Source organism: Microcoleus sp. S13_C3 (assembly GCF_036700905.1).
Classification (GTDB): domain Bacteria; phylum Cyanobacteriota; class Cyanobacteriia; order Cyanobacteriales; family Microcoleaceae; genus Microcoleus.
This window is the reverse complement of record NZ_JAUBPT010000036.1, coordinates 1-19,109: the sequence shown is the minus strand read 5'-3', so window position 1 is coordinate 19,109 and position 19,109 is coordinate 1. Positions and strand designations below refer to the sequence as shown.

Genomic DNA, 19,109 nt, shown 5'->3' with positions numbered 1-19,109 from the left:
AGACCGGAGGCTTCTTTTTCCTTTTTTTCAAAGGCTTTTTATAGTGAGGTAGTTCCACCCCCACTTGCTAATATAGTATCAGAGTATTTCCAGAGCATCAAGGGGTATAAAAGAATAATTGTCGGTTTCCGTACCTACACCCGACGAGCCTTTCATCCCAAAGAGTAATTTATTCGGGGTACTTCGCGCTGCGCTCAGATTAATCCCCTCTAAATATACCGAGGGACTTCCCGGCTGGTAGTTAAGACTTACCGAAGAAAAACCCGTTTCTACAACAATATTCGGTTTGGCAACGAGGCATTTATGAAGAAACCGGGTTTTTAGCCCCCCGTGCCTCCAGAACAGTATATTTTAGAGAGTTAAGATAAGTTATAAGTTATTGCGTTAAATTACTCCTTCCCCATTTCCCATTCCGTTTATGATGTGGAATTTTTTAAATCAGTTGTTATTCACCGGGAATTATATTCCTCAAGGCTACTGTTACCTTTGGCAGCGAGAGCTAGTCGCGCTCCACATAGTGTCAGACTCTATAATTGCCCTGGCCTACTATTCAATACCCCTGTCGTTAATTTATTATTTTATCGGTCAGCGAAAAGACTTGCCCTTTCGCAATATCTTTTGGCTGTTTGCAGCCTTTATTATCTCCTGCGGCACTACTCATATAATGGAAGTTTGGACGCTTTGGCATCCTGTTTATTGGGTTTCTGGCATTCTAAAAATTATTACCGCCACGATTTCTGGTTACACCGCTTTTGCATTAATTCCTTTCGTTCCCCAAGCATTAACTCTCCTGAGTCCAACTCAATTAGGGATGATCGATTCAATACTGCAAAAAGAAATAATTGAACGCCGAGAAACGGAAGCTCGCTATCAAACTTTAACTGAAGCTTCGCCGGTAGGAATATTTTATGCAGATGCTGGAGGAGACTGCTTGTATGTCAACGAGCGCTGGTGTCAAATTTCGGGAATTACCTGTGATGAAGCTTTGGGCAAAGGGTGGTTGCAAGGCATTCATCCAGACGACCGCGATCGGGTTTTTACTCAATGGTATAGCGCCGTGCAGCAGAAATTGCCGTTTAAATCTGAGTACCGCTTTCTAGACATTAATAACACTAAAATCAGTTGGATACTCGGTCAAATTGTCGGTCAAATCGGAGAAAATGGGGAGATAAAAAGTTATGTTGGTACTATTACTGATATTACAGAACGCAAGCAGGTAGAAGAGGAAAAACGACGGCTCAATGAAACTCTGGAGCATCGAGTTGCTGAGCGCACTGCTCAAATCGAAATTTCTAACCACAAATTGCAAAAAGAAATAGCTTACCGCGAAAAAATTGCGCTCACTTTGTTGGAATTGACGCAACTGCAAAATGCAATTCTTAATAGCGCTAACTACACAATTATTTCTACAGACCCCGACGGTACAATTAAAACATTTAATCGGGCTGCAGAGCAACTTTTAGGTTATTCGCTAGAAGAAGTGGTCGGAAAAGTCACGATAGAAATAATTCACGATCCTCTGGAGATCGCTAAAAGAGCTGAAGTTCTTTCTCAAGAATTGGGAGTGAAAATAGAGCCGGGATTTGAAGCCTTTGTTGCCTTGCCGCGCCGGAAAATCGCTGACGAAAATGAATGGACTTACATTCGCAAAGATGGTTCGCGGTTTCCGGTACTGCTTTCGGTGACTGCCTTATTTGATAGTAACGGAAATATTAACGGTTTTTTGGGTATCGGTCAGGATATTAGCGATCGCAAACAAGCTGAAAAAGAGCTGCGGGACCTCACCAGTGCTATGCAAAATGCGGTGGAAGGCATTTCGCGGCTGGATATTGAGGGGCGCTACGTGAATGTTAACCGAGCTTACGCTCATAAATGCGGTTACGAACCGGAACAAATGCTTGGCATGGAATGGCAGCTCACCGTACATCCGGACGATGTTGAGATGATGCTCTCAGCTTATCAGGAAATGCTAATTTCTGGCAAAGTAGAAGTTGAAGCTAGAGGAGTCCGAAAAAATAGCTCGTTTTTTTATAAGCAATTAACGATGGTAAAAGCTTGCGACGCACAAGGGATATTTAACGGTCACCACTGTTTTATGAAAGATATCACTGAGCGGAAACTAACTGAAACTGCTTTGCAGGAAAGCGAATTCAAGTACAGGCAAATAGTTGAATTAGCAGAAGAAGGTATTTGGGTAATTGACAGAAATGGTCTCACGACTTACGTAAACCACGCAATGGCGCGAATGCTAGGTTATAGTGAATTAGAAATGTTCGGGCGGCCGCTTTTTGATTTCATGGACGAACGGGACAAAGCACAAGCTATTGAAAATGTCGAGCGGCGCAAACAAGGTATTAGTGAACAACACGAATTTAAATTCAAAAGCAAGGATGGCAAAGATATTTGGACTGATATGTCTACCAGTCCAGTCATGGACTCCCAGGGTAATCTGCTGTCTTGTTGCGCCTTGGTTTACAACATTACAAGCCGCAAAGAAGCAGAGCAGCAACTGCTGCAACTTACAGAAGATTTGAAGCGTTCCAACGAGGAATTAGAACAATTTGCTTATGTGGCTTCCCACGATTTGCAAGAACCGCTCCGAGCCGTTACCAGTTACACTCAATTGCTTGCCCAGCGCTATCAAGGAAATTTGGACGATCGCGCAGATAAGTATATTAATTATATTGTCGATGGCGCCACGCGAATGCAGCAGTTAATTAACGATTTGTTGGCGTATTCGCGCCTGGGAACGAGGGGTCAGGAGTTTGAGGAGGCGGACTGCAACGCTGTGGTTAAGCAAACTATCTGCAATTTGCAAATTGCGATCGCCGAAACAAAAGCTGTCATCACCTGCGACGCGATGCCAACCGTGATGGCGGATGAATTTCAACTGGTGCAATTATTCCAAAATTTGCTCGCCAACAGCATCAAATTTTGTCGCCAAGATGTCCCGTTGATTCATATCGCTGCCCGCAGGCAAGAGAGCGAATGGGTGTTCAGTGTCCGCGATAACGGCATTGGCATCGATCCGCAGTATGCCGATCGCATTTTTATCATTTTTGCGCGCCTGCACTCCCGCCGCCAATATTCCGGTACTGGCATAGGTTTGGCGATGTGCAAACGCATTGTTGAACGCCACGGCGGTCGCATCTGGGTGGAATCTCAAGAGGGAAAAGGAGCGACTTTTTACTTCACTATTCCTATAATTAGTACCTGAAGCCTCTAAAATGCAATTTTGTTTTTATACTTTAAAGGATACGCCGGTTATGAGCGAGCGAAGCACTGTTAGACCTATAGAGATTCTGCTGATTGAGGATTCTCCCAGCGATGCGGATTTGGCAAGAGAAGTCCTCAGTCAGGGTAAAATATTAAATAACTTGCATTTTGTGGAGGATGGAGTCGAAGCAATCAAGTTTTTGCGCCGAAAAGAACCTTATCTCAGGGTACCTCGTCCCGATTTGATTTTGCTAGATTTGCATCTGCCGAAAAAAAGCGGTATTGAAGTGCTAGAAGAAATTAAAACCGACCCCAAATTAAAATTAATTCCTGTAGTAATTCTCAGCACTTCAGCAGCGCCAGAAGATATTTTTAAGTCATACTCGCTCCACGCTAACTGTTACATAACAAAACCGGTAGACTTCGTTGAATTTACTAAAGTAGTCAGCTTAATTGAGGAATTCTGGCTGGCCGTCGTTAAACTTCCTCTAAATTAAACGAACAGATGCTTTCCTTATGAGTGCTCTAAAAATTTTTAACCTATGGAAATTCTGCTGGTAGATGATTTGCTCAGCGAGGCAGCATGGGGTTTATAAAAGCTGGCGACCAAGAAATTTTTAACAATTTGCATAAAAGTATAAAATATGGTATAGCAATCCTTGCAGGAGTCGTAAAAAGATGTAGGGGTAGTGCTACCCCTACTCCCCGTGCCTACCCCTGCCTCATGGGGGCAACTAGGGGGGGGCTGCCCCTACAAGAATTACACAAATGATTGAGGATGGCTATATTAGCAATAAATGTAGTGAATAAAGAAAGCTTGCCTGTTCGCGTTTCCGCCCCGATTTAATTCTGTTTGACTTAATTTTGTCTCAAAAAAACGGTGAGAAATATTGATAGAAATCAATTCATCACTCAAGTGAAAAATGATTCCGGTGGTAATTATGACAACCTCAGCAGCCGATGAAGAGATGCTCAAGTTTGATGCCCTGTCAGCCCGGTGCTACAGGGAGCATCTCACCTTTGCGGCCAAGCTAGAAATTGGAGTTTTGAGGCAGGAGGCAGGAGGCAGGAGGCAGAAGGAAAGAGGAAGAAGGAAGGAGCCACAAGAAGGAAGGAGCCAGAAGAAGTATTTTTACAAATATGAGATGCTCCCGGTGCTACATCACTAAGCCTATCGATTTTAGTCAAGTCGCTAAGCTGTTGAGATGGATTGAGGATTGGTGGCTGGTGGTGACAGTTCCCAAATAATAATTTTCAAGTTGAAAATGGTAAGGGAAAGCGAAAAAGTTTAACCTAAGATTGGTAGAGTAAAATTTTTACAGTCAAAAACGTCTAAGCTATGTGGATTAAGATTCTGTTAGTAGAAGACAATCCTGCTGATGCTGATTTGCTTGCAGAACTGTTAGAAGTATCTGTCGGCGTCGAGTGGGAACTGGCGTCTGTTGAGTTCCTGCATGAGGCGATCGCACAACTGTGTAAACAATCCTTTGATGTAGTTTTGCTCGACCTTTCTTTGCCGGACAGCCGCGGTTTGGAAACCCTAACTCGCCTACGTGAAGTTGCCCCGGATACGGCAATGGTGGTAATGACAGGCTTGGACGATGAGGCTATCGCCCTAGAATCAGTTCGCTTGGGAGCTCAAGACTATATTGTTAAAGGTCACATTACTACTCAATTATTAGTGCGGACGATCCGCTACGCGATCGAACGATCTCAAACATTTCAAATGCTGCGGGAAAGCGAGCGCCGCTTTCGGGCGATTTTTGACTCGTCGTTTCAGCTAACTAAGCTGCTGACTCCCGAAGGAATTGTGCTGGAAGTGAACGAGACAGCCCTCGATTTTGCCGGAGTGCGATCCCAGGGTATTGTGGGCCGCCCGATTTGGGAAATGGCGATTTGGGCCCAGTCGCCACAGGTTTCCGAACAATTGCAATGCGCGATCGGCAAAGCAAGTCGCGGCGAGTTTTTCCGCAGCGAAATCGACTTGTTAGGCAAAAGTGGCCAAATTATGACAGTTGATTTCTCACTGAAACCTGTTAAAAATGAAACAGGACAAGTTTTGCTGCTGATTGCGGAAGCCCGTGACATTAGCGATCGCAAACGAGCCGAAGCGGAAATTCTCAAAGCCCTCGCACGAGAAAAGGAACTTTCAGAACTGCGAGCTAAATTTGTCACAATGGTTTCCCACGAGTTCCGCACACCTTTGACAACCATCCAATTTTCCGCCGGATTGCTGCAAGATTACAGTTCTCAGTGGTCCCAAGATAAAAAATCTACTCATTTTGTGCGGATTCAATTAGCAATTAAACGCATGACAGAGTTATTAGAAGATATCCTCGTAATTGGCAAAATCGAAGCCAATACCTTGCAGTTTCAACCGGTTTCCTTAAACCTTGAAAAATTTTGCCGTCAACTGGTAGAAGAGCAGCAGCTCAACGACAGCAACCAACACCCGATCGCCTTTCAATATGAAGGCGGCAACTGCGAGGCTCAAATGGATGAAAAACTGCTGCAGCAAATCTTGGGAAATGTCATCTCAAATGCCATCAAATATTCCCCCGTCGGCAGTACAGTTTCCTTGCACCTCAACTGTCAAAACAAAGAAGCTGTTTTCCAAGTTCAAGACCAGGGCATCGGCATTCCCCAGGCCGATCGAGAGCGGATATTAGAAACTTTTTACCGATCTCCAAATGTCGGCACTATTTCGGGAACAGGTCTCGGTTTAGCAATTGTGAAGAGAGCTGTGGAACTTCACGGTGGCCAACTCTCGATCGACAGCCAAGAAGGAAAAGGCACAACTTTCACTATTACCTTGCCTCTAATTTGCCCTCCCAGTCAATAACAACTGAATTATCAACTATACATATTCGGGATTTAACGATTAATTAAGCGCCTAACCAACAAACTTATCAAGTGTCTGAACCCAGATTTTTCCAACAGACTACTAACAAAAAGGAGCTATCACCGTGGCTAAGATTTTGGTAATAGAAGACGAAGAAGCGATTAGAGAGAATATTTTAGAGTTGCTGGAAGCCGAGAATTTTGAAGGAATAGGAGCGATTAATGGCAAAGTCGGCATCAAATTGGCGATCGAACAAATCCCTGATTTAATTTTGTGCGACATGATGATGCCGGAAGTAGACGGTCACGGCGTCATCAAAGCTTTGCGATCCGAACCATTGACTGCCACAATTCCGTTTATTTTCCTCACAGCCAAAGCCGATAAAGTTGACGTTCGCACGGGCATGGAACTGGGAGCTGACGATTACATTACTAAGCCGTGTACGCCACAAGAACTGCTAAAAGCCATTGCGATTCGACTTGAGAAACAAAAAACAATTAGCCGACAATCTCAAAAGACGCTAGACGAATTACGCACTAATATTAGTATGTCGCTCCCCCACGAATTGCGGACTCCTTTGAATGCCATTCTGGGTTTTTCTGAGCTAATTCTGTCAGAGTATCAGGTATTAGAGGAATCAGATATCTTAGATATGATCGGTCAAATTCACACTTCCGGTCATCGCTTGTATCGGCTGATTCAGAACTTTTTGCTGTATGCAGAACTGGAGATAGCAGCCACAAATCCAGAACTGCTAAAGGAGATGCGAAACAGCGAATTTAGCTGCGTAAAATCTTTGCTGAGTCAAAAAGCGCGGCAGCAAGCAAAACACGCGAATAGAACAGACGATTTACAATTAAACTTGCAAGATTCATCGGTAGCTATTGATTCTGTCAGACTCGCAAAAATTGTTGAAGAATTATTGGACAATGCCTTCAAATTTTCTTTAGAAGGAACGCCTGTTTTATTAAGCACTTTCGTCGAAAATCAGACTTTTATTCTCTCTGTGAAAGACCAAGGCCGCGGCCTGACTACCGATCAGATTGCACAGCTAGAAGCTTACAGGCAGTTCGATCGCAAACTTTACCAACAAGCAGGTTTGGGATTGGGATTGGCTATTGTTCAACGCCTTGTAGAATTGCACGGAGGGGAATTTAAAATAGAAAGTTTGCCACAGCAAGAAACCATAGTTTGCGTTTCCCTGCCTGTCTAAACAATGATTATTCCAGTTTCCAAAAAGAATACAACTGTAGGCCAACTCCCAACCCTTATGGAATAAATCATTGCCAATTCTCACATCTAAACTCTAATATCATGTCCGGTCGATTACCATTCATCAGGTAGGGGCGGGTTCACCACAATATCTGCCAATAATTGACAATCTCAAAAACCCGCCCGGCCGGGATATTATGGTCAATCGATCGGACATCATATAAAATGGTATTATGCAGGAGCGATCGCTCCTTTCAGACACCGCTCCATATAAATTTGAGCTACCTTATCATTAGGGTTGATTTCCAAGCATGTCGAAAACAATCTTATAGCTTCGCCACACTTGTCACTATTGTAGAGTACCAAAGCTTGCTCAAAGATTGTCTTGGTCTCTAACTTTTTCTGTCGTAACTCTGGCGGATCGGCCGCAAATACTTCATAAAGTGTTACCATTCGCGATTTGCCTTTAACTGTTACGCGATCGATCAACCTCAAATCATAAATATCGTTCAACTTTATAAAAGTATTGTGAGTAATTAACATCGAAACTCCATACTCTTTCGTCAAACTTTCCACGCGGGAGGCTAAGTTTACCGCATCGCTAATCACCGTGCTGTCCATGCGACTTTGACCGCCCACCGTGCCTAACATCAAAGAACCCGTATTGATTCCTATGCCAATTTGCAGCGGCGGGCGATCGACCTGATTACGAATAATATTATACTCGTTAAGCTCTTCTAGCATTGCAATTCCAGCTTTCACAGCATCGTCCGCACTGCCATTAAACAGCGCCATAATCGCATCGCCAATGTATTTATCAATAAAACCAAAATTGTCAGTAATTGCCGGTTCCATCCGCGACAAATAACCATTAATAAATTGAAAATTCTCTTCGGGACTCATCCTTTCCGAAAGAGAAGTGAAATCGCGGATATCTGAAAATAGCACCGACATTTCTTTCTGCACCTGATCGCCTAATTTGACTTCCAGAATACTTTCATATCCCAGAAAGTGGAGAAATTCGTGCGGTACAAACCGCCCGTAAGCATCTGTTAATTTTTCTTCTGCAGCTAAAGCTTTTTGCAACTCGTCTGTGAATTGGCGGCGCTCGGTTTCTACCTCTAGACGTTCCGTGATGTCTTGAAAAGCGGCGATGGCGTAAACGATGTTTTTCCGTTCGTCGTAGATTGGAGTCGCCCAAACCTCGATCGGCACAATCCGATCTGACCCACGAATTTCTATATCGTCCATACGCACAAATTCTCCCCGCAACGCCCGAACAATCGGTTGGCTATCCCTCGGATACAATTGATTAGTTCCAGCGTCGTAAAAATGATAAGCTTCAGGAAATTGCTCAGTACCCCCATCAAAAATTAAACCTTCGGCTAGTATTCTTTCGCCCCAAGAATTCATGTAAAAAGGTTTACCATTACCCTCCACAACAAATATTCCCACCGGCATCGCTTCCAGGAATTGAGTCAATCGGCTTTCGTTTTCTGACAGTGCCTCATTTAACTTTTCTTGGGCATCCAAAGCTTTTTCTAAATCATTAGTAAACCTGATTCGTTCCACTTCCACCTCTCTTTGCAAACTAATATCCTTAGCAAAACCCTGATAGTAAAGCACTTCACCGTTAGCATCATAAACGGTGCGCGCATACTCAGAAATCCAGATAATGCTGCCATCTCGACAGTAAACCTGAGACTCAAACTCACACAGAGTACCGTGCTGTTTCATCAGCGCCAGAAACTCTTGACGGCGGTTCGGTTCCACGTACAATTGCTGCTGAATATCATTAATACTTTCTATCAATTCTGACGCAGAATCGTAGCCGTAAATTTCCGCCAGAGCAGGATTTGCACTGAGAAAATGTCCGTCCGGCGTCGTCTGAAAAATACCTTCTAGAGCATTTTCAAATATCCCGCGATACTTCTCTTCAGCTTGAATTAGCGCCTCTTCAGCTTCCTTGCGTTCACTTATGTCACTAAAAGCAATAATCGCATAGGAAATGTCGCCTGTAGAATCATAAATTGGAGTTGCCCAACTCTCTACAGGAATAATCTTATTAGCTGTACGAATTTCTACACCCTCAGTCCGCACATTTTCGCCCCGAAGGGCCCGCATAATTGGCAATTCTTCCACGGGGCATCTCTGATTAGTCCCGGCTTTATAGAATTGATAAATTGCTGCTTTTTGCTCTGAATTAATATGCGGCACAGTGCCTTTGCCAAATACATCCCGCGCTTTCTGGTTAGCGTAGAAAGATTGCCCGTTTGCATCAAGTACACATACGCCCAATGGCATAGCTTCTAAATATTGTGTCAAGCGACTTTCGTTTTCATGGAGTTTGGCAATTAGCATCGCCTGCTTGCGGTTTAATTTTACCAACTCCTGATTCATTTCCTGAAGTTCTCTTTGTTTTTCAGCTAATTGTTTATCTTGAAAATATCTATATATGGCCTCAGTGACAGTTAATTTTAAGTCATCACATTGCCAAGGTTTAGGTATATATCGGTACAATTTAGCATAGTTAATAGCATTGGCTACCGCATCCACATCTGCCTGCCCCGTCAGCATAATCTTGAGACAGTTAGGCGAGATAGCATGAACTCTGCTTAATAGTTCGTCTCCTTTCATACTAGGCATGATATGATCCGAAATCACCAAAGGAACTTCATACTGTTCTGCTAAAAGTTCTGACAGCAACTCTAAAGCTTCTTCGCCACTTTGGGCCGTTTCAATTAAATATTTATCTTCAAAGGCTTTTAGCAGGTCTATTTCCAGACTATCAAGTATAGTCTGCTCATCATCGACACAAATAATGACTGGTTTTTTCATAAATTTGCTAGACCAGACTTAATTGCTTCAATTAATTCTTGATTTTGCCAAGGTTTTTCTATAAAAGCATGAAGATTTGCTTGAGCTTTTGTGCGTTCGATTGCTTCTTTGTCTGCTTGTCCTGTCAGCATTACTTTCACAATTTGCGGATATTTTTGATGAATTTTAATCAGCAACTCATCTCCTTTCATTCCGGGCATCAACCAATCAGAGACAATTACTAAAATCTTAACATCAGCTTCACATAGCTCTTCAATAATTTCCAGGGCTTCGGCAGCACTTTCAGCAAATTCGCAAAGATATTTACCGTTAAATGCCTGTTGCAGTTCAATTTCCAGACTTTCCAACACCCCTACTTCATCGTCCACACACAAAATTGCTGATTTAGACATCGCTAGTTTCCTTATTTAGTGTGGCAGGGTTAACCCTCATGGGCTGCACACCGTTTTTCAAATTCTACATTCTGCGTGGCTAGACTGCAAATTTTCGCCCCAGACTTCGCTCTGCGGCGCTTTACCTACTCAGTTAAATTAATCGGCAAAGACACGGTAAATGCTGTTTTACCTGGCCTCGACTCCACATCAATTTTACCCTGATGTTTTTCAATTATTTTTTTCACAATATCCAATCCCAACCCGCTGCCTTCTCCCGCAGGTTTGGTAGTAAAAAACGGCTCAAAAATTTTCCGAATAATCTCTGGTTGAATTCCCTTACCGCTGTCAATAATTTTGACCAACACGCTGGTATCTTGTTGTACCGCGTCAATTGTTAAAGTTCCTTGATTGTCCATCGCTTGTAAGGCATTGTGAATTAAATTTGTCCAAACTTGATTGAGTTCGTCGGGATAACACAGTACCACAGGCAATTGATCTTGATAGTTTCTGATGACTTCCACACCCTGCTTGATGTGGTTTTGATAAAGAGTTAATACAGTTTCAATTCCGTCCGTAATATTCACTTGTATTTTTTCCCCATTTACATCGTAACGCGCATAATTTTTTAGAGCAAAGACGACTTTTGCAGCGCGTTCAGTAGCGGTAGCGATGGTTCGGGCGCTTCTGTGAATGCTAGCAAAATCGTAGGCTGTTTTTATAATATTTTCGCTGTCAGGATCTTTGAGCAACGACAAGAATTCTTGCAGATTTCCTTGCAATCCGATATTGATTAAAATGCTAGCAATGCTGTCCGCATTGTCAATGCCTTCCGACTCTAGTTCCTGCTTCACGCCTTTTTTCAATACCCGTTTCTCTCGCGTAGATAAAGAGTAATTTTGTTGACTAGAACTGTACATCAAGCGCAAGAAATCGTGCTGGCGTTCGGCTGACAGTTCTTTAAAAAAAACTGGCAAACTTTCGAGATTGTTATCCAAAAAGCTGGTAATATTTCCAATAGACGACCGAATTGCCCCCAACGGCGTATTAATTTCGTGAGCAATGCCGGCAATTAGTTGCCCTAATGCCGCCATTTTTTCTGATTGCACTAATTGATTCTGAGTAGCTTGCAGTTGGTCTAAAGTAACTGTAAGTTCATTGTTTTTTTGTTGGAGTTTTTTTCGCAACTGGCACATTGCTAAATGGGTTTCTACCCTAACTAGAACCTCTTCCACCTGAAAGGGCTTGGTAATATAATCTACCCCGCCCACTGCAAAGGCTTTGACCTTATCAAGTACGTCATTAATCGCGCTAATAAAAATCACCGGGATGTCGCAAGTTCGTTCATCAGCTTTGAGATTTTGGCAAACTTCATATCCATTCATTTCGGGCATCATAATATCCAGCAAAATCAAATCTGGAGGCATACCTTTTGCCGCCGAAAGCGCTAAGTCGCCGCTAGGTACCGGGCGCACTTTATAACCTTTGCTATTCAAAATTCCGGCTAGCAGCCGCAAATTAGCTGGGGTGTCGTCAACTACTAAAATATTACCGCGAGCGGTGCTAGAAATGTCGTTATTCATGTGATATTGCTTCAGAAATTAAATTTAAAACTTTGTCGTACTCAAAATTTTCTATACAATTGGCGATCGCACCAGCCGTTACTGCATCCTTTAATCGAATTTGCTCTATCAAAGTATTAATTAACTCCATATCTGCATTCAGTATAGCTAGCTTTAAATCAGCTACCAGTGAATCAGGCAAGTTTACGAAATCAGTCGCACTCATAGCGCGATCGCCCTCTTTGATTGCCGATAAATCCGTTTGATCCGCATCTTCATAAATATAGCGCACTCCGATATGTTTGTGCATAGCATCAAAAATATCGGCTTCCCGGAAAGGCTTCCTCATAAAAGCATCGCAGCCCGCCGATAAAATAACTGCCCGTTCTTCCTCCAAAACGCTCGCTGTCAGCGCAATAATAGGTGTAGATTGACCTTTAATAGTACCTTTAATGTATTGCGTAGCTTCGTAGCCGTCCATCACAGGCATTCTCATGTCCATCCAAATGAGATGCGGTTCCCAACTATCGCAAATCTCAATAGCTTCTTGACCGTTAGTAGCTTCTTTGAGTTCAAAACCCAGAGGAGAGAGGATTTTAATTAACAGTTGGCGGTTGAGCGGTTTATCGTCTACTATCAAAATTCGATATGTCTGTTGGTTGGGAACCAGGGCAATAACATTCCTGCTCGGTTTTGGGCTTTCAATATCAGTCGCCTCGACCGCAATAACTTGAATGTCAAACTTAAAATTAGTTCCCTTACCCACAGCAGAACAGACGCTCATTTCGCCGCCCATTAATTCTACAAATTTGCGACTGATGGGCAATCCCAAGCCGGTACCTTCTTGCGAATCTTTGCCTGTCTTGGTTTGCACGAAGGGTTCAAAAAGATCGTCTAATTCATTGGTAGCAATACCGGGTCCAGTATCCTCGACTTCAAAATGAAGAAAGAAGGAAGAGGTAGAAGCTGAATCGTCATTTTTGGTTGCAATGATCTGGTTGTTCGACGCACTGAATAGAGATATTTTGATACCATTTATCGCGGAAATTTCAGTATCATTCGATACTTCCAATCCATAAAAAAATCCCCCTTCTGCCTGCTGATTTCTGCCTAGTGACTGCTTGCTAACTCTTACCGCTACACTGCCTTCATCGGTAAATTTAAGAGAGTTATTGAGCAGATTAATTAAGATTTGCCGCAATTTTAAATCGTCCGTTTCTACGTATTGCGGCACTTCGGGACTGCGCTCAAAAACTAACTGCAGGTGCTTGTCATCTGCTTTGATTTGAAACATATCTTCCAAGTCGTTTAGCAGGCGATAAAGGTCTAATTTTTTGGGATTTAGGGTGGTGCGCCCCGATTCAATTTTAGATAAATCGAGTACGTTATTAATCAGGGTGAGCAGGTGTTCTCCGCTGCTGCTAATTATGCTAATATTTTCTTGATCTTCTGGGGAGAGAGTTTGGCTGCGAGTCATCAGTTGGGAAAAGCCGAGAATTGCATTGAGAGGCGATCGCAATTCGTGGCTCATATTAGCAAGAAAAGTGCTTTTAGCTTGGTTCGCTACTTCCGCTTTGTCTTTCGCTACAGCCAATTCTGCCGTCCGCTCTTGCACTCGCTGTTCTAAAGTTTCAAAAGATTGTTGCAGTTGTTGAGCCATGCTGTTAAATGATTTGGCTAATTCCCCCAATTCGTCAGAACGTTCGCTTTCTACTGTTTTGTCCCATTCACCTTTAGCAATATTTTTGGCTGCTATATTTAAGCTCAAAATAGGATTTGTCACCCACTGAGAAGTCAGAATGCCAATCGCCACAGCTACTCCTAAAGCTGCGAAACACAGCGAAATCGCTGTGCGGGTATTGGCATCAATTTCTTTGGTGAAATCTGCTTCGGGAACAACTACGACAATCAGCCAGTCTAAACCTTTGCCGTCTTGAAACGGCAAGACTTTTAAAAATTGTCGCTTGTCATCTATTTCAAAGCTCAATAACTCGCTTTTTTTAATTTGGTATAATTTTTTAAACTTTGCAGTCAAATATTTAACGGTAGCTTGAGTAAAATGGTTCCTGCTTTCTTCCACTTTAAACAATTGTCTTTCCTTACCTTTAGTGCGAAACGGTTTTTCTGTTGTGGAAGTTGCCAACAGAGTACCCTGGCGATCTATAATAAATATTTGACCGGATTTGCCCACTTTTAAACTGTTGAGAAATCTCCCAAGATGGTCGAGACGCAAAGCAGCAAATAAGACCCCTTTTAGCTGATTTTTGTCGCTGTATACGGGTTGGATAGCGCTGATAATTAAGGTCGGCTCTAGCAAGGAAACATAAACCGAACTCCAAGTAGGTTTGCCGAGTTTTACGGCACTTTTATACGCAGTATTTTGCCTATTATCAAAGTTTTTGACAACGGTGGCAACTGTAGTGCGATCGCCTCGCTCGTTCGTATTGTAAGAATAAAAATTTAACCCAGTAGATTTTTCTATCACATTCATCATTCGGGAGCCGTTAGACATTTGTTCACCGGCTCTATAATCTCCATCATTGTTTCCAACGGAGGTAAAATTGATATATGGATATAATTGTACTTGCCGCCAAAGATATTTTTCCCAAGCTGATAAGTTTTCCATCTTTAACAAGCCGAGTTTGACAGCATCCAGCTTGGTTTGATTGATTTGATGGGGAGTTGTCAGGTAAACTTGGAGGTTTTGCTCGACACGCAAACTCACCTCGCTCATTAACTGAGTGGCAAGGTTATTAACTGCTTTTTGCCCGTTTCTAAAAGACAGATATCCTACGAGTCCCACGCATCCCACTATTTGCAGTATAAATGGAACTATGAGAACAGTTCGCAGCGGTAATTTGTCTAAAATTTTAGAAACCATAAGATTGAGGGGTTTGGTGAACTTAGTCTAGAGCCGTATTTGCACAACCTGTCTTAACTGCAGCACCATTTATTTACTGCCGCTTAGCTAGGGGAAATTGATGCGGGCTATTTTAGCTGTGGTAGGCGATCGACCCCGATCGAATGTGAACCTAATGTTTGCTCGATTAAAGGCTATTATTTTACCCATTGTCGTATTATTGTTACCATTTAGGTAAAAGTTGCAGTCTCTGGCTGCGAGAACTGCCTGATATTCGATCGCACGGGCGAGTTTAATCCGCATGGGTCAAGCGGTTTGGAGGCCGGCCAGGAAATTTGCGATCGGCACTCGCCATTTTCCGCAACACGTGTTATACTCTAAAAAGTCGAGGGCACGTAGCTCAGTGGATAGAGCATCAGGTTCCGGTCCTGAGGGTCGGGGGTTCAAATCCCTCCGTGCTCACTTTCTATGTCTTTTGTGGAGTAAGGGTTTCAGGTTAATTGTATTACCGATAGTCCTATTTTCCGCTCAAATTTCGCTCCCATCTGTTCCAAGTATCTCCAAAACCACCTCCATATCTGCCAAGTTTGCGCCGGACTTTTTGCGTCGCGCTTTCAACTGGTTGAGCAGGTCGGCTGGCTCTGGAAATTCTGCGACGGTCGGAGCGGAGTTTTCCAATCGCTCCGTGCTCATTTAAATTTATAGAATGACTGATTTTGAGAGACCGGGGACAAATTTTTGTCCTCGGTGTCAATGTGATTTAAGCGTCAGTGTCAAAAATCGAATCGCCGCTGTAGTCGCAGGTTGCGGACTGATTGCGCCCCTGTTGCTTGGCACGGTAGAGTGAACGATCGGCGATCGCAATCAAGTCAACCGATGATAGTTCCGAAATCGGAATCAAGTTGGCGATACCCATACTAATAGTAACTACATCGCTCACATCAGAGGTTTTGTGAGGAATATGTAAAGCTTGAATAGCAGCGTGAATCCGTTGGGCCACCGAACTCGCTCCTTCAATATCAGTATTCGGCAAAATGATGGCAAATTCTTCCCCGCCGTAACGCGCCACTAAATCCGCCGGACGGTACACCACCTCTTGCACCGTCTGAGCAAGTTTGAACAGACAACTATCCCCCATTTGATGACCGTAGCAATCATTATAGCGTTTGAAATAATCCACATCAAACAACAAAAGAGAAATAGGTTTTTGTTCCCGGTATAGCCGCTGCCATTCCTGCTCTAAGCGGTCATTAAAACAGCGGCGATTAGCAATTTGAGTCAACCCATCAATATTTACCACTTGTTCTAAGAGATGAGTAGCGCGGGCTAGTTCTTCGTTAGAGAGTGCCAGTTGTTGATTGATTTCTCTCATGCGCGCTTGGGCCTGCTGCCTTTCTGCCAATTCCTTCTGCAACTTCTGAAAAATATCCGCTTGTTTAATGGCGATCGCTAACTGACTAGCAATCTGTTTAACAAGGTCAACTTCAAATTCTTCCCATTGCCGAGGAGCAGAACATTGATGAATACATAACAACCCCCACAAATCTTGTCCATTGAGCAACGGCGCAACTAAATTAGCCCGAACCGGAAATTGTTTCCAAAGAGCACGGTAACAGTGTTGAAGGTCAATCTTATTGATATCTTCAACTACCTGCATTCTCCCTTCTTGATATGAATCAGGATATTGTTCACCACCACACGGGTCGTTAAATTGATTTTTGCTTACCAATTTACATCCTTCGCCTACGGATTCTGAAACCAACTCACCATATCCAAAATTACTGTCAGGATCGAACTTAAATATGCCGACGCGCTCGGCATCAAGAAACAGGCGAATCTCCTGCGAAGCAATCTCAAAAATTGTAGACAAATCAAGAGATTGACGGATGTGTTGAGTAATTTCTTGAAGTAATATAGCCTTGTCGTACTGTTTCCGCAGAGCGATTTCCGCTTGCTTTTGGGCGAGAATAGCTGCCTCTGCTGCTTTTTTGGCTTTAATAATTTCACCTTCGTATAGGATCCGCTGGCGGATACAGATCAAGATGCAATTGTTGATGAAGTTTCCTCCCTGATTCCGACGCACAGCGTTGATCAGCATGGGTATATCATTACCCTGCTTTGACCTTAATGAGAAGTAAATTTCCTCTACTTTACCGTCGAGCTTTAACAGGGGGAAGAAATGGGTTTGAAAAAAAATCCGGCTGGCTATTGGCAGAATGGAATCCATTTTCCGTTCCCGCAGTTCATCGGTTTCGTATCCAAGTAATTGCAGTAATGTGGCGTTGACCATTAGGATCGTACCATCGTCAGCAAACGAGAGGAATCCGCAGGGTGACGTGTTTAGTAGCTCGTCTATCTGGTAGGTCATGTTTGCCATACAAATCAGGTAGTATGAGGTACACTCAAATACTCCTTAATCATCTCGATCGTCTCTTGTGGATGACTCATGTGCGGGCAATGTCCCGTAGCTTTCATCAGCCGTAGCGTACTTTTAGGTAGGTGGTTGTGGAGGTAATGCCCTACCTCGGTGGGAGCAATCACGTCATCAGCGCATTGCAATATCAGTGAAGGTACTGAGGCCTTCGGTAAATCAGTGCGGTTGTCAGAGTAAAAAGTCACCTCGGCAAAGCGACTTGCAATCACCGGATCTGTGGAACAAAAACTTGCCTCAAGTTCCTCACTTAACTCAGGACGATCCTCATTCTGCATCACCATTGGCGCCAGAAAGCTTGCCCAACCAATGTAATTTTTCTCCATGATATCGAGGAGATCCTCAATATCTTTGCGATCAAACCCTCCGCAATAATTTGGTAAATCATTTATGTAGCAGGGTGAAGGCCCTACGAAAATCAGGCGGTTAAAGTAATTAGGAGCTTGAATTGAGGACAGAAGGCCGATCATACTGCTGACAGAATGACCGACAAAAATCACATCCGTCAAGGCCAATTCTTCACAGATATCGAGGAGATCCTGAACATAGCCATTGATGTGGCTGTACCGTTCAGGACTGTAGGCACTAATATCAGACTTTCCCGAACCTACATAATCAAATAGGATGATTTTGTAGTCCTTCTCGAAGGCCGGTGTTACGAAACGCCACATATTTTGATCGCACCCAAATCCATGAGCAAACATCATCGTCTGGGTGCCTTGTCCAAACACTTTTATATTATTCCGTAAGAAAAAATTTTTAGTCATTTGAGCAACATGAGCATTAAATTGATTATAAGACTTTTGCGCGCTTTCATGAGGGAGGATTGCTGAGCCCACATAGTGGTAGACAACAATTCAGGATGCGGGATTAATTGAATGGCAACCTCAGCAATGGCAGGCTTCCTCAACATCTAACGCTCCCCGATTTCCTAGGCGATCGCTTGTAACTATTCCCATTTTGCTGGGGTTTCCATTCCTTCGGCAATTATCCTCAGATTTAAGCCATCTGGGATTGCAACTAGGGCTTTGGCAAGTCCGCGATCGCTCGGAGCGCTGGCTAAATCGCGGACAAATGAGCGAGCAATTTTGAGCTACTTCACCGGAAAATTTTTCAGGTTGTTAAAAGCAGCATAGCCAGTCCCAAAATCCTCGACATAAATCCCCATACCACGCTTCGATAATTGGCTCAAAAGATTGTAGGTAATGTCAACATTAAGCATCATTGCCTTTTCGGTAATCTCTAGCCCTAGATATTTCGGCTTCATATCGGTGCGATCGAGGATGCGATCGCTCTTAGCGATTAAAGTCGGTTGGCTGAGTTGACGTGCCGACAGATTCACCGCGATATTAGGAAGAATTAGTCGGGCTGCTAGCCACTGCTGATATTGCCAGCAAGTTTGCTCTAAAACCCATTTGCCCAGTGGCCAAATCAATCCAGTTTTTTTGGCGATGGGAATACATCCAGGGCCATGAACCCAAGCTAGTTCAGGAGAATGCCCTCCTACTAGAACTTTAACACGAGCAAGGCTACCTGTTTGCAAATCGAGCGGAGGTTGATCGTACAGCAAGTATTGGCTTTCCAAGCACAATTCAAGGCGATCGCCAGGGTATTGGATTCGGGCGAAGGTATTGTTGCTGTGTAAAAACTATAGGTATTGGGCTCGATAGGGAATAAAAGTTCATATTTCAGCAATTAAGGATCGTGAATTAAATAACTTACAATTTTAATTGTTATTGTGGGATGGGCGTCCCGCCCGTCCTTTTTGGACGGGCGG

Annotated in this window: 14 protein-coding genes and 1 tRNA gene; 6 read left to right on the top strand and 9 right to left on the bottom strand. The window is 43.4% G+C overall.

Annotated elements, in window-relative coordinates:
* The first annotated feature begins 418 nt into the window (after positions 1 to 418).
* The 5 genes from QUA16_RS12505 to QUA16_RS12485 all read left to right on the top strand — a co-directional run bounded on the left by QUA16_RS12505 (position 419) and on the right by QUA16_RS12485 (position 7,271).
* Complete coding sequence (locus QUA16_RS12505; RefSeq protein WP_333103699.1) at positions 419 to 3,217, top strand: PAS domain S-box protein; 2,799 nt, start codon at positions 419 to 421, stop codon at positions 3,215 to 3,217.
* 49 nt (positions 3,218 to 3,266) lie between these two features.
* Entirely contained in the window at positions 3,267 to 3,713 is a 447-nt protein-coding gene (locus tag QUA16_RS12500) for a response regulator (RefSeq protein WP_333103700.1), read from the top strand.
* 444 nt (positions 3,714 to 4,157) lie between these two features.
* Entirely contained in the window at positions 4,158 to 4,385 is a 228-nt protein-coding gene (locus QUA16_RS12495; RefSeq protein ID WP_333103701.1) for a hypothetical protein, read from the top strand.
* Between the two features lie 170 nt (positions 4,386 to 4,555).
* Positions 4,556 to 6,058 carry an ATP-binding protein gene (locus QUA16_RS12490; protein ID WP_333103702.1) on the top strand — a complete coding sequence of 501 codons (1,503 nt, stop codon included), beginning with the start codon at positions 4,556 to 4,558 and terminating at the stop codon, positions 6,056 to 6,058.
* Between the two features lie 124 nt (positions 6,059 to 6,182).
* Entirely contained in the window at positions 6,183 to 7,271 is a 1,089-nt protein-coding gene (locus QUA16_RS12485; RefSeq protein WP_333103703.1) for a response regulator, read from the top strand.
* A 230-nt stretch (positions 7,272 to 7,501) separates the two neighbouring features.
* Here QUA16_RS12485 and QUA16_RS12480 read toward each other — a convergent pair whose 3' ends face one another.
* The 5 genes from QUA16_RS12480 to QUA16_RS12460 form a co-directional block, all read right to left on the bottom strand.
* The gene (locus tag QUA16_RS12480) at positions 7,502 to 10,108 is read right to left on the bottom strand and encodes a PAS domain S-box protein (RefSeq protein ID WP_333103704.1); all 2,607 of its coding nucleotides are present in this window, start codon (positions 10,106 to 10,108) and stop codon (positions 7,502 to 7,504) included.
* On the bottom strand, positions 10,105 to 10,500 hold the full coding sequence (locus tag QUA16_RS12475) for a response regulator (RefSeq protein ID WP_333103705.1): 396 nt from the start codon (positions 10,498 to 10,500) through the stop codon (positions 10,105 to 10,107). The genes QUA16_RS12480 and QUA16_RS12475 overlap by 4 nt, the downstream gene beginning before the upstream one ends.
* 125 nt (positions 10,501 to 10,625) lie before the next feature.
* Positions 10,626 to 12,062, bottom strand: a complete 1,437-nt coding sequence (locus QUA16_RS12470) for a response regulator (RefSeq protein ID WP_333103706.1) — start codon at positions 12,060 to 12,062, stop codon at positions 10,626 to 10,628.
* Positions 12,055 to 14,922 carry a response regulator gene (locus tag QUA16_RS12465; protein ID WP_333103707.1) on the bottom strand — a complete coding sequence of 956 codons (2,868 nt, stop codon included), beginning with the start codon at positions 14,920 to 14,922 and terminating at the stop codon, positions 12,055 to 12,057. The genes QUA16_RS12470 and QUA16_RS12465 overlap by 8 nt, the downstream gene beginning before the upstream one ends.
* An 87-nt stretch (positions 14,923 to 15,009) precedes the next feature.
* Positions 15,010 to 15,204 carry a hypothetical protein gene (locus tag QUA16_RS12460; protein WP_333103708.1) on the bottom strand — a complete coding sequence of 65 codons (195 nt, stop codon included), beginning with the start codon at positions 15,202 to 15,204 and terminating at the stop codon, positions 15,010 to 15,012.
* Positions 15,205 to 15,290: 86 nt separating this feature from the next.
* Between QUA16_RS12460 and QUA16_RS12455 the strand changes: the two genes are divergently transcribed.
* Positions 15,291 to 15,363 (top strand) — tRNA-Arg (locus QUA16_RS12455).
* Between the two features lie 66 nt (positions 15,364 to 15,429).
* On the opposite strand, the gene QUA16_RS12450 is transcribed toward QUA16_RS12455, so the two are convergent.
* The 4 genes from QUA16_RS12450 to QUA16_RS12435 all read right to left on the bottom strand — a co-directional run bounded on the left by QUA16_RS12450 (position 15,430) and on the right by QUA16_RS12435 (position 18,917).
* On the bottom strand, positions 15,430 to 15,594 hold the full coding sequence (locus QUA16_RS12450) for a hypothetical protein (RefSeq protein WP_333103709.1): 165 nt from the start codon (positions 15,592 to 15,594) through the stop codon (positions 15,430 to 15,432).
* A gap of 67 nt (positions 15,595 to 15,661) precedes the next feature.
* Entirely contained in the window at positions 15,662 to 17,269 is a 1,608-nt protein-coding gene (locus QUA16_RS12445; RefSeq protein WP_333181152.1) for a diguanylate cyclase domain-containing protein, read from the bottom strand.
* Between the two features lie 14 nt (positions 17,270 to 17,283).
* The gene (locus QUA16_RS12440) at positions 17,284 to 18,171 is read right to left on the bottom strand and encodes an alpha/beta hydrolase (protein ID WP_333181151.1); all 888 of its coding nucleotides are present in this window, start codon (positions 18,169 to 18,171) and stop codon (positions 17,284 to 17,286) included.
* Positions 18,172 to 18,425: 254 nt separating this feature from the next.
* Positions 18,426 to 18,917, bottom strand: a complete 492-nt coding sequence (locus QUA16_RS12435) for an EAL domain-containing protein (RefSeq protein WP_333103711.1) — start codon at positions 18,915 to 18,917, stop codon at positions 18,426 to 18,428.
* Positions 18,918 to 19,109 lie beyond the last annotated feature (192 nt).